Annotated in this window: 10 protein-coding genes; 7 read left to right on the forward strand and 3 right to left on the reverse strand. The window is 61.9% G+C overall.

The window, feature by feature from the left end:
* Positions 1 to 183 precede the first annotated feature (183 nt).
* Entirely contained in the window at positions 184 to 1,548 is a 1,365-nt protein-coding gene (locus MGN01_RS17005; RefSeq protein ID WP_147048021.1) for a hypothetical protein, read from the reverse strand.
* Between the two features lie 620 nt (positions 1,549 to 2,168).
* On the opposite strand from MGN01_RS17005, the gene MGN01_RS17010 reads away from it, so the two are divergent.
* From MGN01_RS17010 to MGN01_RS17030, 5 genes are all read left to right on the forward strand, one after another.
* Positions 2,169 to 3,146 carry a UDP-glucuronic acid decarboxylase family protein gene (locus tag MGN01_RS17010; protein WP_147048022.1) on the forward strand — a complete coding sequence of 326 codons (978 nt, stop codon included), beginning with the start codon at positions 2,169 to 2,171 and terminating at the stop codon, positions 3,144 to 3,146.
* The gene (locus MGN01_RS17015) at positions 3,147 to 3,929 is read left to right on the forward strand and encodes a WecB/TagA/CpsF family glycosyltransferase (protein WP_147048023.1); all 783 of its coding nucleotides are present in this window, start codon (positions 3,147 to 3,149) and stop codon (positions 3,927 to 3,929) included.
* Between the two features lie 451 nt (positions 3,930 to 4,380).
* Positions 4,381 to 5,382, forward strand: coding sequence for an NAD-dependent epimerase/dehydratase family protein (locus MGN01_RS17020; protein ID WP_147048024.1), 1,002 nt, complete (start codon positions 4,381 to 4,383; stop codon positions 5,380 to 5,382).
* Between the two features lie 174 nt (positions 5,383 to 5,556).
* Complete coding sequence (locus tag MGN01_RS17025; RefSeq protein ID WP_147048025.1) at positions 5,557 to 7,029, forward strand: exopolysaccharide biosynthesis polyprenyl glycosylphosphotransferase; 1,473 nt, start codon at positions 5,557 to 5,559, stop codon at positions 7,027 to 7,029.
* Positions 7,030 to 7,152: 123 nt separating this feature from the next.
* A complete protein-coding gene (locus tag MGN01_RS17030) occupies positions 7,153 to 8,430 on the forward strand; it encodes a glycosyltransferase family 4 protein (RefSeq protein WP_170246029.1) in 1,278 nt (425 codons plus the stop codon).
* A gap of 60 nt (positions 8,431 to 8,490) precedes the next feature.
* Here MGN01_RS17030 and MGN01_RS17035 read toward each other — a convergent pair whose 3' ends face one another.
* Positions 8,491 to 9,960, reverse strand: coding sequence for a right-handed parallel beta-helix repeat-containing protein (locus tag MGN01_RS17035; RefSeq protein WP_170246031.1), 1,470 nt, complete (start codon positions 9,958 to 9,960; stop codon positions 8,491 to 8,493).
* A 568-nt stretch (positions 9,961 to 10,528) separates the two neighbouring features.
* Between MGN01_RS17035 and MGN01_RS17040 the strand changes: the two genes are divergently transcribed.
* Positions 10,529 to 12,706 (forward strand): GumC family protein, encoded by a 2,178-nt coding sequence (locus tag MGN01_RS17040; RefSeq protein ID WP_147048028.1) that lies wholly within the window; start codon positions 10,529 to 10,531, stop codon positions 12,704 to 12,706.
* Between the two features lie 206 nt (positions 12,707 to 12,912).
* Positions 12,913 to 14,226, forward strand: a complete 1,314-nt coding sequence (locus tag MGN01_RS17045; RefSeq protein ID WP_238258071.1) for a lipopolysaccharide biosynthesis protein — start codon at positions 12,913 to 12,915, stop codon at positions 14,224 to 14,226.
* Between the two features lie 114 nt (positions 14,227 to 14,340).
* Here the strand turns inward: MGN01_RS17045 and MGN01_RS17050 are convergent, their stop codons facing one another.
* Positions 14,341 to 15,687, reverse strand: coding sequence for an O-antigen ligase family protein (locus MGN01_RS17050; RefSeq protein ID WP_147048030.1), 1,347 nt, complete (start codon positions 15,685 to 15,687; stop codon positions 14,341 to 14,343).
* Positions 15,688 to 15,727 lie beyond the last annotated feature (40 nt).

Raw genomic sequence — 15,727 nt, forward strand, 5'->3', positions numbered from 1 at the left:
TGGGCGGTAGAGGCAGGCAGGCGGAGTAAGAGCGGCATTTGTGCTTCCTGAATCGCGGCGATTACTCTTTCCGATCCACGCAGTTTCAGCCGCCATCATTGCAATAACCTAGCTCCGCAGGATGTAGCGTATCGCAGGGTGGCCGTAGCCGTCGCCACGAGGTGTTCTGGCATCCGCTAAGCGTCAGGAGGCGCAAAGCTCCAGCTCCTGGCGCTCCGCAAGATCGAAGTGGCGCAAGTCTTCGATCAATCCCGCTGTGACCTTGCTGCCGACATGGTTGTGATAGAGCCAGATGCCGTCTAGGCGTCTCTTATAGCTCGGCTCACCGCCGACCTCACTCCCGATGCGCATTCCGGACCCCAGTCCGAACGAGAACAGCCCGCGAATCACGCGTCCGTTCTGCCTCATCGGGCGTCCGAAATCGTCGGTCGTGAGACCGTGCCGATCTTCCGCCAGCTGCAGGATCTCCCCCGTCTGGTCGCGTATGATCGGAAGAAGCGGCCGATAGCCGAAGCACGTCACGATCGCCCCGACGTCGGGCATATCTTCGGCGAGGCTGGTCTCGCTGCAACCGGCGATGACATGCCTGGTCTCGATCTCGACGGGGTACGCGTCGAGCCGGTTCGTTCCGAACACCGCTCGTGCGACCTCGGCCGTTCGAAAGCGCAGACCACCGAGCCTGTTCACCCGGCCGCTCAGCGGACAGACGTCCTCCACGGCATCGACGACATCACCACGCGCCTCAGCTTCCATCAGGTCGCGGTAGTAGAATCGCGGAGGTGTACGATGGGCGATAATGATGCGTGAGAGTCCGAGACGATCAGCAACCCGGGCCAAACGTTCCACGACCGAGAAGGCGCTGTGCGAGCTGCCGGCCACGACGATCGTGCGCTTTTTACCGATAAGCGGCGCAAATCGCGCGACAAGCCCTGCATCGGATTGCTGCAGAATCGAGTCGGACGCCATGATCGGCATGGTGTCCGGAAGATCGCACTGGAACAACGATCCCAGGCTGCCGATGGTCTCTGCCTTCTGCACCCCACCGAGATTGAGAACAACCGAGGCGACACGCGCCGTCGTCGGACTGCCCGACGGCTTCCGCACCTCGATATCGAAGGTGCCGTCGTCACGTACGATCAATGTCTCGACGAGATGTTCGCGCTGCACCGCGATGCGGTGATGCTGCGAGAGGTCACAGACAAGCATCTCGGCAGCATCCGAAAGACAGTCCGACACCAGATCGAGGTCTGGAGCCAGGCCTTTCATCGCCTCGAGCTGAGCGACAGTGGGGGATTGCTGCCGCAGCCGAGCCATCCCCTCGGGCAGGAGGTTGTCGCAAACGCATTCCAAGATGACATCCGCCAGCGTATTCGATGGAATCCTATATTCCGAAAGCTTGCCGCATCCGAGCAACCGGCTGCGTTCGACGACCATAATGCCATGATCAGCGACGTCAGCAATTTCCCCGTTTTTCACCAAGCTGAACAGAAGCCCAGAGCTTGCGGGGCCGAAACCGCAGAAGGCCAAGGAAAAATCCAGTCTCTGCATCGAGGACCACCATTCTTGGAGATGAGCCCGGCGCAAAATTGGGCTGAGCTGTTTGGAATACTTCTCGATAGATATTTTTACAACAATCGAGACGCTATATTAGAAACTGTACAAATCAATATATGATTATTCGGAACGATCCTATCTCATACTACCATCAACAAATACCAACCGAGTGAACAGCCGGGAATTAGAGCAATACGTAATTCTTAACCTATTAATCCAATTTCGGTCAAAAGCAGTAGTATAACCAGTCAAGCAAATTAGATGTAATCAAGATTGGCGCCATTACTTTTGCGAGCGACTTTGTCGCATCCTATTGCGCCTTCTCCAACAAGTTGCTCGTTCGAAATCTGTCTTGCGCCGTGGGACGCCGCGTCCGAGCTACCATGCATATCTCAATCTTGTTAGGATTAGTACGAGAGTAGATATTCCGGGATTTCCACTCTCCCAATGCACATATTGTCATCTGCATAAATGCGCGCAAGTCTCTATTTTGACAACAAATCTACGAAATATATAAAATAGTCGTTGTTACAAATTCGGCTAGCACGACAGATATTTAAGGCCAGTCGCATCAAAAGCTCATCTAACCGAAACATCGAATCCGGAGAGACATTATGAAAAAGCGCGTTCTAGTCACAGGGGGCGCCGGATTCATCGGGTCGCATCTGTGCACGAGGCTACTAAAGGAGAATAAAGAGGTTCTTTGCGTCGACAACTTCTTCACGGGCTCTCGCGATAACGTTGCGGAATTGCTCAAAAACCCATCCTTTGAATTGCTTCGTCACGACGTGACGTTTCCCCTCTACGTCGAGGTAGACGAGATCTACAATCTCGCTTGTCCGGCGTCGCCTATTCACTACCAGCGCGATCCCGTCCAAACGACGAAGACGAGCGTGATGGGCGCGATTAACATGCTCGGTCTCGCGAAACGTTTGAGAGCCCGTGTTCTCCAGACATCCACCAGCGAGGTCTACGGCGATCCGGACGTACACCCACAGCCAGAAGACTACCGCGGCCGCGTCAGCATTACTGGTCCCCGGGCCTGCTACGATGAAGGCAAACGCTGCGCGGAAACCCTGTTCTTCGATTACCAACGACAGCATCGGTTGCCGATCCGCGTCGCGCGGATCTTCAACACCTACGGTCCAAACATGCATCCGCAGGACGGCCGCGTGGTGTCCAATTTCATCATTCAGGCCCTGACCGGGCAACCGATCACCCTGTTCGGCGACGGCCTCCAGACGCGATCGTTCTGTTACGTCGATGATCTCGTTGAGGGGCTCGTGCGACTGATGGCGATGGAATGTGAGACCGCTAGGCCGATCAATCTTGGCAACCCGACCGAAATCACCGTCATGGAACTCGCACAACGCATCATTGCGCTCTGCGATTCCCGCTCCGTCCTGGAGTATCGCGCGCTTCCCCAGGACGATCCGATGCAGCGGCGCCCCGACATCACGCAGGCTCGCGAGCTTCTGCACTGGAAGCCCAGGATCGGCCTGGACGACGGGCTGCGGCGGACGATCAGCTACTTCGACGCCTTGTTGGCACGCAATCAATCGGCCGTGCACCCGTTGCAGAAGGTCGGCTAAGTGAGCACGTCGGCTTTCCCTCCCCGAGTTGACATCCTTGGCGTCGGCGTCAGCGCGATTGACCTGAAGGATGCCGTCGCAACCATCGATCGCTGGATTCGTCAGCGTCAGAAGCATTTCGTCTGCATCACTGGCGTTCACGGCGTCATGGAATGCCGGCGCGACAGCGATCTACGCGGCATCCACCATGCCGCTGGAATGGTTACTCCCGACGGCATGCCTCTGGTCTGGATGGCACGTCGCCTCGGCTTCGACCGTGTCAGTCGGGTTTACGGGCCCGATCTGATGAGGGAAGTCAGCCGGCTGTCGCCCGAGCGCGGCTATCGTCACTTCTACTTCGGTGGTGGGCCCGGGTTGGCCCAGACTCTCGAAGCGAGCCTCCGTGAAACCTACCCCGGCATCGATGTTGTTGGGACGTTGAGCCCCCCTTTCCGTCCCGTGACCGAAGAGGAAGACAACGCCATCGTCGAGGCGATTAATGCGGCCAAGCCCGACATCGTCTGGGTGGGCCTCAGCACTCCGAAACAGGAGCGCTGGATGAGCGCGCACCGCGACCGTATCGAGGCTCCCGTCATGATCGGTGTCGGCGCAGCGTTCGACTTCCTTGCTGGCACCAAGCGCCAAGCTCCTCGCTGGATGCAGCGAAACGGCCTGGAATGGGCCTTCCGGCTTGCTTCGGAGCCACGGCGCCTGGGACGTCGATATGCGACGATCGTCCCGCGTTTTCTCATCCTAGCCGGGGCGCAACTGGCGCTTACTCGAGGTAGAGCGGTCCGCACGTAGGGTTCTTTCCGGCCCAGGAACCACCCAACATCGCGTTCGGATGTGACGTGGAAAGCGCCCGCATGGCGCTGCGCCATCGAACAGCGCTACGCTACCCATCCGAGGTGCTGTAGGCGCGACGGCGCCCGGCTAGCTCGTTCGGGCCTTCGACACTCCATATGCAGGCCTTAAGCTCTGCTGCGTCGAAACGACATCCACCAATACGAATTTGGCCGCGCAGGCGACACGGTCGCACTGCGCATTTTGTACTGAGTCCGCGCAGAGGACCGACCTAAACCGGCACCCCCCTACATTATCTACCGAACACAATACATGTTGGCCACGTTATTGGCGCAACGAGCAATTTCGGACGATCTCTGCGGAGAGGAGGGCGTAATACGCGTTAGCAATAGTAATTTCTCGCTCCCCAAAACACAGTCTGACCGATTTTTCGGACCCGGGGAGATATACAATGGCAGATCGGCGCGCTCTTGTTACGGGAGCTGGTGGTTTCATCGGGCACCATCTGGTCAGATTTTTGAAAGACAAAGGTTATTGGGTCCGCGGCGTCGATATCAAAGAGCCCGAATACGAGGCTTCGTCCGCCGATGAATTCTACGTTTTGGATCTTCGCGTGCCGGAGTCCTGCGACGTAGCCGTGAAGGACATTCAGGACATCTACCACCTCGCTGCTGATATGGGCGGCATCGGATACATTACATCGTCACATGCGGGCATCACCCTCAACAACACGAAGATCAATGTTCATATGATCGATGCGGCGCGAAAATTCGGAGCCGAACGGTTTCTGTTTTCGTCGTCAGCCTGCATCTATCCCCAATACCTGCAACGGGATGCCGATGTGACCCCGCTGAAGGAAGACGATGCTTTCCCGGCGGATCCCGAGGAGGGGTACGGCCTCGAGAAGCTCTACATGGAGAAACTCTGCCAGTACTTCACCGAGGATTATGGATTCGAGACACGGGTAGTCCGTTTCCACAACGTCTACGGCCCACTCGGGACCTACGACGGCGGCAGGGAGAAGGCGCCGGCCGCGATCTGCCGCAAGGTTGCCTTGAGCCAGGACGGCGGCGAGATCGAGATCTGGGGTGACGGCCTGCAGACGCGGTCCTTCATGCACGTCGACGACTGTGTCGAGGGCATCTACCGGATCATGCAGTCCGGCTACCACCTGCCGCTGAATCTTGGAACGGACGAGTTGATCTCCGTCGACGGCCTGGTGGACCTCGTCAGCGCCATCGCCGGTAAGCGCCTGATCAAGCGTCACGATCCTTCGCGTCCCCAAGGCGTGCGCGGTCGCAACAGCAACAACAGCCGACTCCGGGAAGTCCTCGGTTGGGAACCGCGGATCATGCTCGCGGAAGGCCTCGTACCGACCTACCACTGGATCGCAAAGGAACTCGAAGCCCCAGCCAAGGCCCCGCTGGCGGCCCCAGCCGTCGCTGCGGAGTAGCAGTGCCGCGCTCTCTCGGATCAGCATCGGCGGCTGCGCCCGCGCCGCCGGTGCCAAACCGACACGGTTCCATGGCCGCTGTTGTGTCTGTGCGCCGCGGCAGCCCGTCCGACAGGCGTCGATCTCGGACGTCTCGCGCTGGAAGACCTCGCTCTCATTCGGAGATGCCGTGAGATGAACACGACTGTTGCAGGGCCGGAGGTCGACGCATCAGCCGTCCACGCCCTCATCACACCAGAGCGGCAATCTTTCGATACGACGGTAACGGCGGGATTTGTCCGACGCACCAAAGTCATCGCTGCACTCGTCGCGACCGACACCGCGGCGGCAGCGGTGGCGGTCGTGGTTGGATCGGCGTTGACCGGTGGTGGGCTATTTGGCGGCTTTGACGTTGTCGCGTTGCCGATCATCGCATGCCTGAGCTTCGCTGCAGCCGGCCTCTACGGCGGCTACGGCCCAAGCCCTGCCGAGCGCCTGCGACTCCGGACTTACTGCGTGCTGGCCGTGACGGCCGGCTGCCTCGTGTTCGCAGCCGGGCTCGGCGCGACGCCCATGACGGTTGCGGGCATCGCGTTGATCGGGTTCCTTCTCCTGGTCGTCGGGTTCTACGCGGAGGTTGCGGCCAGAGGCTTCCTGATCCGAAGGGATCTCTGGGGTGCCAGGACGGCGATCGTGGGCACAGATGCCTGCGCCTTGGCTCTTGCCGACGCCCTCCTGGCCCAACCCGAACTCGGCCTCCACCCAGCCGGCTTCGTCCTCGGTTCCGATGAGACTTTCGAAGCTCACTTACAGGCCAAGCTACCAGTTCTCGGATCGGTGGAAGACGCGGCTCGTCACGCCGATATCGAGGTCGCGATCGTCTGTTCCTGCACCGATCTCGTGCTGAACGATCTCGCACGACCCGGCCCGCTGCCGTTTCCCCGGGTCGTTGTGGCCCAGCAGGCACCGGATTTCCAAAGCCTCTGGACGCAGACACGGACCCTGGGCAGCGTGCTCGGGCTCGAATTGCGGCGCGACCTCTATCGCCGTCACAATCTGCGCATCAAGCGGTGCGTCGACACGTTGCTGACTTGGCCCGCCGTCTTGCTGGCGACGCCGCTGGTTGCGGCCCTCGCCCTCGCGATCAAGATCGTCGATCCCGGGCCCGCCTTCTACGTACAGCAACGGGTTGGGCGAAACGGCAAGCCGATCCAGGTTCTCAAGCTCAGGAGTATGTACATCGACGCCGAGCAGCGTCTGCAGGATCATCTCGACGCTGACCCGCAAGCCAGGAGTGAGTGGCGGCGCTTCTTCAAGCTCTCGCGCGATCCGCGGATCTTACCGAGCATCGGCCACTTCATTCGCCGTACAAGCCTCGACGAGCTCCCGCAGCTCTGGAACGTCGTCCGCGGCGAGTTGAGCCTCGTCGGGCCAAGACCCTTCCCATCCTACCATACCGCTGGCTTCGACAAACCTTTTCAGGCGCTGCGGCAGACCGTTCCGCCAGGGCTGACAGGTCTTTGGCAGGTTTCCTCGCGCAGTGATGGCGACCTCGCCGTCCAGAAGAGCCAGGACACCTTCTACATACGCAATTGGTCGATCTGGCTCGATTTCTACATCCTGCTCGCAACGATCCCGGCCGTCATCAGCGGCTCGGGTGCGCGATAGAGCGTCTTGAATTCGGGAGCGGAATGGAGCGGGCCCGGCATCGGCATTCCGGTGCCCTGCGGCTTGTCTCCACTTGCACGTCGATGGCCTCTTCCGGCCGAGGGGAACGGAATGAAAATCCTGATGAGCGCCTTCTCGTGCGGTCCCGGCCAGGGCTCCGAAGCGGGCATCGGCTGGAACTGGGCTCTTGAGACGGCGCGCCTCGGCCACGACGTCACGGTGGTCACCAGCACGGAATTCGGCCCGCTCATTCAGGCTGAGATCTCCTCAGGCCGGCTGCCACCCAATCTCACCTTCCAAATCTTCATGCCAGGCTGGCTGACGACGTTTCGCGACCGCGGTCTGCGTGGTCGCTTCAAGTCGATGACCTGGTTCTTCACGAACCTGTTGTGGCAACTCGCGCTACCGTCCCACGTCAGGAAGATCTACCCGAAGCTCGATTTCGATCTCGTGCATCATGTGACCTTCGGGACCATTCGGCATCCAACCTGTCTCGGTCGGCTCGGATTGCCGTTGATCCTCGGGCCGCTCGGCGGCGGTGAATCCGGGCCGGTTCATCTCAGACGCGGCCTTGCCCCGTTCGACCGGCTAGCGGAAGCGATGAGATTGCTCCACACGTGGGCGACGCGTTTCGATCCGATCTCCCAGCGCGCCTTCGCGGATGCCTCTGTCATCATCGTCCGCACGGACGAGACCAGAGCGGTCCTGCCCGCTCATCTCTGGCCGAAGGTCGTCTGTAATCTGGGCATCGGCATTGAGCCGCAAGCCGGAGCGAGGCTCGTGCCTCGCCGCGACGGTGATCCGCTCCACGTGATCTTCGCGGGACGACTTCTTGCCTGGAAGGGTCTGCATCTCGGCCTGGAAGCCTTAGCCGGCGCGCGGCGGGCCGGCGCCGACATTCGCCTGACCGTCGTGGGAGACGGCCCGCAGATGCAGCGGCTTCAGGATCAAGCCAACCGGTTGGATTTGGGCTCGGCTGTCGCGTGGCACGGCGAGATTCCTCGCAGCGAGTTGCTTGCGGTCTATGAGAGGCAGCATGCTGTGCTGATCCCGAGCCTGCACGACTCGGGAGGCATGGCCGTGTTGGAGGGTCTCTCCCGAGGGCTCCCCGTGATCTGTCTGGCACTCGGGGGACCGGCGGTCATGATCGATGACACCTGCGGCCGGGCCGTCTCTGCGGATGGCTCGCAGGCAGAGGTCGTCGCGCGGCTCCAGCGCGCCCTCCTCGAACTCGCAGATTCCGAGAATCTGCGTTTGGGCCTGAGCAGAGGCGCCCTCACCCGCGCCGGCGAACTGTCCTGGTCGAAGTTCGTGACGCTCGCATACGACGACATCGCGGCCCGGCTCGGACTGACTACCCCGCCCGCTCCGCATGCTGAGCGCGCGCGTCATGTTGCCTAACATGATCGCAAGAGTGAACGCGGATCTCGCGGGGGCAAGCGTCCTCGTCGCCCGCTGAGGCTACTGGACCTCGGCTCCGAGTTTCACGCTGCCGGCTCGTTCCTGGCCCAACTGACGGAACGCGGTGAAGGTCAGAGGGTCGCGTCCCCAGACGAAACTCGGTGATACGGTGGCCGGTGCGAGATAGGTGTTGCCGTCGAAGCTGTTGTTGCCGGCCTCGATGACCGAGCCGTTGGGCGAGAGCCGGTCCGTATCCGTGACACCGCCGGCGTCGCCGTCTCCGCTGAACACGATCCGATTGCCGTGAACGCGGTTGCCCGTCGTCCGGTACAGGCCGCCGCCCAACTTCGCGCGGCCCTGGTCGATGAGCATGATCGCGTGGCCGCCGGGCCTCACATCGATCACGTTGTCCGTGACCTCGACACCTTGCGAGCCGGCGATCTGAATGTCGGCATCCCAATACCACGGTGCGTCGTTCGCTCCATTGAAGCGAACCTTGTTCCGGCGAACGACTGCGCTGAAGGATATCTCGTAGAAGATGCCAGCCCCTTGATTGGCTTCCACGATATTGTCTTCGATGACTGCATCGCGGCAATTGATATCGCACCAGATCCCGGGGCCGTCGTTGCGGTAGACGTGGTTGCCGCGCACCGTGACGAACTGGGCCTCCGTGATCTTGATGCCGCCGGCCTCCCAGCCGGGGTCGAACCCGGCGGTGTTGTTCTCGAAGATCCGATTGTTCTCGAACCGGATCTGATGACCGTGCGCGGCTGCGCCGAGCTGGCCGTTATGGTGGATGATGTTGTCGCGCACGATGCCGTTCGTGCCGACCGCAACGCCGAGCCCCGCATTGAAGCGGATCTCCGTTCGCTCCACGTGCCAGCCGGTCGCGCGATCCCCGCGAATGGCGCCGATCTGCGGGGGTGAGTCGTATTTTTCGACGATGACGCCGCTGATCCGCACATCGGGAGACAAGCTCTGAAACGCGGTGGCGACGACGCTCGCCTCGACCTGCCGCCCCGTCGGGTCGTCCGCAATGAGCAGACGTCCGAGAGCAGGCTCCAGAAGGAAGCGTCCGGGGCCGAGTTCGGCTCTCGAGAGCACGCGACGCAGCGGCCTTCCATCCAGGAACAGCCAAGGCAAGGGCGAGCAGAGCGAGCCTTTCCGGCATTCTCCGGTGCGTGGCCGAAGAGGAAGCATGACGGAGGTCGCCCAAAACGGCCCGGTGCGTGCGAAGGGGCCGAGAATCTGAGCGCCGTTAAGGATGCTTCCCGGCTCGCCGACGAAAGTCTGTCCCGGCAGCGGCGCGACCTGCTGCATCCGGTGCAGCCCAGCGCCGATGCACACCGCGCCGCCAGGCCCGGCGCGCAGGGCCGCGGCTTGGATCGACTCCCCGGCCGGCACGCGTACGGCAGTCGCAGGACATGGCGGCGCGTTCGGCTCGCCGTTCTGGGCGAGCGAGTAGATCGGAGCGACGGCGAACAGGATCGGCACGAGGCAGGACACGGCGCGCCATGAGGCACTCGGCATAGCTTCGATCCGCAGCATCATGTGTGACCGCGCCGTTTGCGGGCGTTTTGCATCATCACCGACGCCGACGACGATGCGATGCTTCGTACTCCGCACCATCAGAGCCCCTCGGCTGCCCTATTCTGCGCTTCAGTCGAGGCACCCTCAACATCACCTACAGAGGTACTACCAATTTGATCTAAAGCTTAGTTGTAATATATCTGCAGGTATATTTCAGTTACTTCCAATCATGTTGCTTTGTAGCAAAATTGATTGATCTGAAATCACTTAAAATTCAGTCTCGAAACGCGCACATCAATCGGCGTCTTCGATGAATGATCAGTCCGGCGGATGTCGTTCAGACTCGGAATTTCCCTTGGGATCGACCAAAGGATGCGACGAGCTGTCCTCCATTTGGTGACGGAGGCTATCGAACTAGTCCCGGATCGTCTGTTCACAACACGACAGAAGCAGGATCGAATGCATCGCCCATCGTCGCGCTGGCAGATCAGCTGCCGAATTACTTCGCCAAGACTACTGATGATGATGGAAGCTGATCTACGCAGTTGTTACGGAAGGTTGGGATCGAATGAACCGAACAGTGGAGCAACCGAGCCGTAGCGTCAGCTTCCTGCTCCGCCAGACCTCTGAGGGTCAGACACTTGGTATCGTCGCTGCAGCTCGGCGACGTTGGCGCTTGATTGCGATCCTCGCTGCGGCAGCTCTCGTCATCTCGACCGCGGTGAGCTTGCAGCTCCCGAACAAATATGCCGCCGAGGCGCTGATCCAAGTCGAGCTTGGACGGCCTGGAGCACAACAAGCCGCTCAGGCCGTCACGGCGACGCTCGAAGGCTCCGCGATCGTCGAAAGCGAGGCCCGCGTCCTCCGGTCCAACTTCATCGCGCAACGGGTCGTCAAGGATCTTGGGCTCGAGGAGGATCCTGACTTTGCGCCCCGTCCATCGCTGCTGTCGCGGCTGCTCTTACGCAAGGACAGGACGGATCCCGAAAAGGTCACGGAGAGGATCGCCAAGGAGCTCTCTCGCAACTTGAGCGTGACGAACGACTCGCGCGCGTATCTCATTTCCGTCACTTACACATCGAGCGACCCAGAGCGCTCGGCCCGCATCGCGAACGCCTTCGTCGACGCCTATCTGCGCAATCGCCTCGATATGGGCGTCGCATCCGCCGAGCGGACGAGCGCCTGGCTTCAGGAGCAGATCCGTTCGACGCGCGCTGCGCTCGACCAAGCCGACACGGCCGTAGAGCAGTTCCGCCAGAAGACGGGCTACATCGAAGGCACCGTGAACGCTCCGAACCTTGCGCAACAAGAGTTGCGGGACGCCACGACGCGGCTCGGCACCGCAATCCAGAATCGCCTCGCCGCCGAAGCACGGCTGGCGCGGGCGCGTGAGGCCTTCGCCGCAGGCAGCGTTCCTTCCGCGCAGGACCTTGCCGGAGCTCCGGTCGTCCAGAGGATGCTCGAAGCCGTCGAGACGGCCAAGCGCGACTTCCAGAACGTCGCCCAGATGGGGCCTCGCCACCCGAACTACCTGAACGCCAAGGCGAATCTTGAGGGGGTGGAGGAGCGGCTCCGCAAGGAGGTGGAGCAAGCCATCGGAAACCTGGAGGCAGACCTGCGCACGGCACTTGGGGACGAGACCGTCCTGTCTGGCCAAGTCGACAAGTTCAAGAAGGGCGTCATCGAAGCGATGGGCCGCGAGACCCAGCTCACCAGCCTGCAGGCCAGTGCTTCCGCGATCCGCGAGCGTCTGAAGCTCTTGAACGACGGCTACGCTCAAGCCGCCGCCTTGGCCGGAATGAAGTCGTCGACGTCTCAAGCTCTCGTGCGGGCACAGCCCAACACCATACCCAGCGGCCCCAACCGCGCCTTCATCATTGGCCTGTCGATCCTTGGTGCAAGCGGCGCTGGCCTCTGCGCCGCCGTTCTCCTGGAGCGACGCAATACGGGATTCCGGTCGGCTACCGACCTCGTTCAGGACGCCGCCGTGCGCTGCCTCGGCATGGTGCCAAAGATCGACGGCAGCTCGACCGCCGGCGAGATGCGCATGTTCGACGAGGCGGTTCGGCTCATCAGCGCATCGCTCGGCTGGTCGCGCTCATCTCTCGCTCCTCAGACCCTGCTCGTCAGCTCGGCCGTGCCCCGCGAGGGCAAGTCGCTTCTCTGCACGGCGCTGGCAAAGTCCCTGACCGGACGCGGACATCGCGTCCTCGTGATCGACTGCAATTCCGATGAGGACGATCAGCAGGACGATCGCGTGAGCTTGAGCGATGCCGTGCTCGGCGATCAGCGGCTCGTCCTAGATCGGCTCGGCAATTCCGATCTGACCGTGCTGCGCGGCTCCTCGGGCGGCAACCTCCGCGATCTCTACGCGACCACCGCTTTCTCGAACTTCATGGACCTCGCTCGCGAGTCCTTCGATCTCGTGCTGATCGAGGCGCCGCCGGTGCTGCTGTTCCAGGAAGCGATCACGCTGGCCCACCATGCCGATGCGACCATTCTAGCGGTGCGCTGGAAACAGACGCCGCGGGACACGGTGCTGGCTGCCTTGCAGCGTCTCCAGGATCAAACGGTTCGTGTTCGCGGGATCATCCTGACCCAGGTTGATCTGGACGACCATCGGCACGATCGCGTGGTCGACCAGTGCTATCACTACAGCCAGTACAGGGCCCTGTACGAGAGACGTGCCCGGACTGCGCAGACGGCAGGATCGGCGCCCATGCAGATCGATCTGAAAGCGTCCTAGCAGCGTAAACCGGACGCCTCTCCCGCGGACGTCCGGACAAACCGGCCCGTTCTCCTCGTGCCGATGGATCAATCGGCCCAGAATGGCCAGGACCACCCGTCGGGATCAATCTGTTTGAACCGCTTTTGCCGCCAAGCCGGAACCAGCCGATGCAGACAAGAGCATGCTCCGCAGAGGCGGATGCCAGTTCGCCACGGCCAAGGACCGTGAAGGGGCTGCGATCCTTCCTTGCCAGGCCCGACCTTGCGACGAGCGCCGGACGCATCCTGTGGCCGGTGGTGGATCAGGGCATCGCGAGCCTCGGCGGGTTCCTTCTCACGATCGCCCTCGCGAGGACGCTCGCCCCCAGCGAATACGGCAACTTCGCCCTGTTCCTCGGTGTCCAGATGCTTCTGTTCACGGCGATCTTGTCGCTCGTGTTCTACCCGATGTCGGTGCTGTCGAACGTTTCCGGCGCCGAACGCAGCGCGCAGCTGATGAGAGCGAGTCTCGCCCTGCTGCTCTTTCTCTGTGTGCCGGCCATGGCGTGCCTCTGCCTCGTCGGTGTCCTGCTAGGCCGCATCGATCTGATTCTCCCGGTCGTGACCTACTTCTTGGCGTGGCAGGTCCAGGAGACATTTCGCCGTTGCCTGTTCGCGGAGCTTCGCTTCGCGGCGGCGGTCCCGGGCGAGATCATCAGCTATCTCGGTCAGATCCTCGTCCTGTTCTGGCTCTACCGACGGGACGGCCTCACGCTGACCAGTGCGCTCTACGCCATGGCGGCCACGTCGGGCCTGGCCGCGATCCTTCAGGCTTTTCAATCCGGCCTGATCTCGCGCAGCCGTGCCGATCTCGATCTCCGCAACATCGCAGACAGTTTCTTCGCCCTGGGACGATGGTCGTTGGCCGGCAATCTCGCCGCGGCGTTGCGCTTGCAGGCGGTGTTCTGGTTCCTCGCGGCCCTATCGGGCGACGTCGTTCCGGGCCTTCTGCTGGCCTGCATCAACATCGTGAACATCTTGAATCCGCTCATCATCGGGCTCAGCAATGTCATCCCCCAGGTGACTGCGCGCGCCCATCTGCGCGGCAAGATCGAGGCCCTTCGGGCGGCACGGCCGTTCGCGCTCTCGGGGTTGCTGATGGCGATCGCGTTCCTTGTGGTTGTCGCAGCCATTCCCGAGCGGGTGTTGAGCGTGATCTACGGATCCGGATCGATCTATGCCGACCTGGCCACGCCCGTCCGGCTGCTGACCGTCGGAGCCGTCATATCCTACATCGCGGACATGATCTGTTCGTACTTCCACGGCATCTCCGCGGTCCGGCAGGCGATGATCGCGAACATTGCAGGGATGACCGCCTCCATCGTAACGGCCGCGCCGCTCATTATCGGCTTCGGCCTGAGCGGAGCCTGCATCGCGCTCTGCATCGCGAACGCCGTCCGCATGCTCGTCTCAGCGATCCTGCTGCACCGTCTGGTCGCGGAAGAAGTGTCCTCGGCCGAGCGCAGTCCGATCGAGCCGGGCATCGCTGCCCTGCCTTGATCGCAGAGGGTTCAGAGACAGCCCTTGGCGGGGCCGGCGGCAGATCTGATCACGCAGTCGATGCGCGTCGACAGCCAGACGAGGCGTCGCCGTAACGACACCTCCCCGGCCGGTTCACTCCGCCCGGTGCATTTCGTCAGGGGCGTGCTCGGAGATCAGCCCCGATCGGAACATCATACTGGCCGCGATCCCGAAGCCGAATAGGCACCAGAACCAGATGCCGACCATCGGGCCTTCGAGCGTGACGTTGAAAGACGCCTCGATGATGATCGCGGCACCGTAGGACGCGATCCAAATGAAGATCTTCGCCCAACGCGTCTCGTTCCGGCGCTGCGCCATCAGCATGCTGCGGATGAGCATCGTGAACCAGGTGCCGAACAGGGAGACCCACAGGAGCAAGCCGGGCACGCCGGCGCGAGAGAGAATCGTCATGCTCGCATTGTGAGGGCTGCGCAGCCCCTCAGTGGTCGCCCAGAGCTGGTAGCCGTCCTCCATGGCGATGTTCACGCCGAAGCCTTTGCCGGACCAGAAATAGGGACCTCTGAACGTGTAGTCCTGGATCGTCGACCACCAGCGCGTCCGGAATTCCTTCGTCGCCTCATAGTTGGAGGCATCGCTTACCCCGAGAATGCTCTTGAGGGCCTCGATGATCTGATCGGCACCAATCGCGCGGCCTTCGGGAGTGATGCGCACGTTGATATCCAGCAGGGACGCGATCGCCAGCGCAACGGCGGCGAATGCAACCACGGGCACGAGCTGCCGAAGACGACCGCCGAGGATGGCGGATGCAAGGATGGCGACGATGCAGGCCAGCATCGCCCCGCGGCTGGAGGTGACCATGACCATGCTCACGAGGAGCATCGCGACCCAGATACGCGAGAAGCGCCCTAGACCCAGGATTGCGAAGGCGGCTGCTCCCGCGAGATGCGTGGCGATCGCTCCAGGGCTGAGGTCGATGATCTGGAGGTTCGTCCCCGGGATCGTGACCTTGGCCAGGGCGAGTGCCGAGCAACCTCCGCCGATGAACGCGTAGACCCGTATGAGCGCGTAGTAGGAAACGATGGCCCGATCCAGACGACCCGGGTCCTCGAGCAACAGCGCGATGACGATGAAGCAGAAGAAACCATAGGTGACGATGACGCTGTCTCGCAGCGCGTCGGCGCCGTAGGTCCCGACATAAGGGACTGTGCGCAGCACGACCCATGCCATCAAGACGAGAAGAATCCGTGCCGCCGGGGTCGCAATCGATGCCAGCCAGCACCCCGTTCGAACGAAGGTGAGGAAGCCGGTGATGAGCAGGAGCTCGCCGAGGTAGAGCGGCGGCACGCCGATATACGCGAAGGTCTTCCCGACAACCGCGTATCCACCGAGCGCAACACACAGCACCCGCATGTAGGTGTCGTTGAACGTCCGCGATGCCGGCTGGGCGAAACCGAAGGCTTGAACGGTGGACTGGGTCACGGCCCGCGCTCCATGGCCTGTGCTCGCCTCGCGGCGTGCG

Source organism: Methylobacterium gnaphalii, from assembly GCF_007992215.1.
Taxonomy (GTDB): Bacteria; Pseudomonadota; Alphaproteobacteria; order Rhizobiales; family Beijerinckiaceae; genus Methylobacterium; species Methylobacterium gnaphalii.

Excerpts from the sequence above, each read along its gene's own strand:
- MGN01_RS17005 (WP_147048021.1), bottom strand. The coding sequence starts at position 1,548 with ATGCAGAGACTGGATTTTTCCTTGGCCTTCTGCGGTTTCGGCCCCGCA.
- MGN01_RS17010 (WP_147048022.1), top strand. The coding sequence starts at position 2,169 with ATGAAAAAGCGCGTTCTAGTCACAGGGGGCGCCGGATTCATCGGGTCG.
- MGN01_RS17020 (WP_147048024.1), top strand. The coding sequence starts at position 4,381 with ATGGCAGATCGGCGCGCTCTTGTTACGGGAGCTGGTGGTTTCATCGGG.
- MGN01_RS17025 (WP_147048025.1), top strand. The coding sequence starts at position 5,557 with ATGAACACGACTGTTGCAGGGCCGGAGGTCGACGCATCAGCCGTCCAC.
- MGN01_RS17030 (WP_170246029.1), top strand. The coding sequence starts at position 7,153 with ATGAGCGCCTTCTCGTGCGGTCCCGGCCAGGGCTCCGAAGCGGGCATC.
- MGN01_RS17035 (WP_170246031.1), bottom strand. The coding sequence starts at position 9,960 with ATGCCGAGTGCCTCATGGCGCGCCGTGTCCTGCCTCGTGCCGATCCTG.
- MGN01_RS17040 (WP_147048028.1), top strand. The coding sequence starts at position 10,529 with ATGAACCGAACAGTGGAGCAACCGAGCCGTAGCGTCAGCTTCCTGCTC.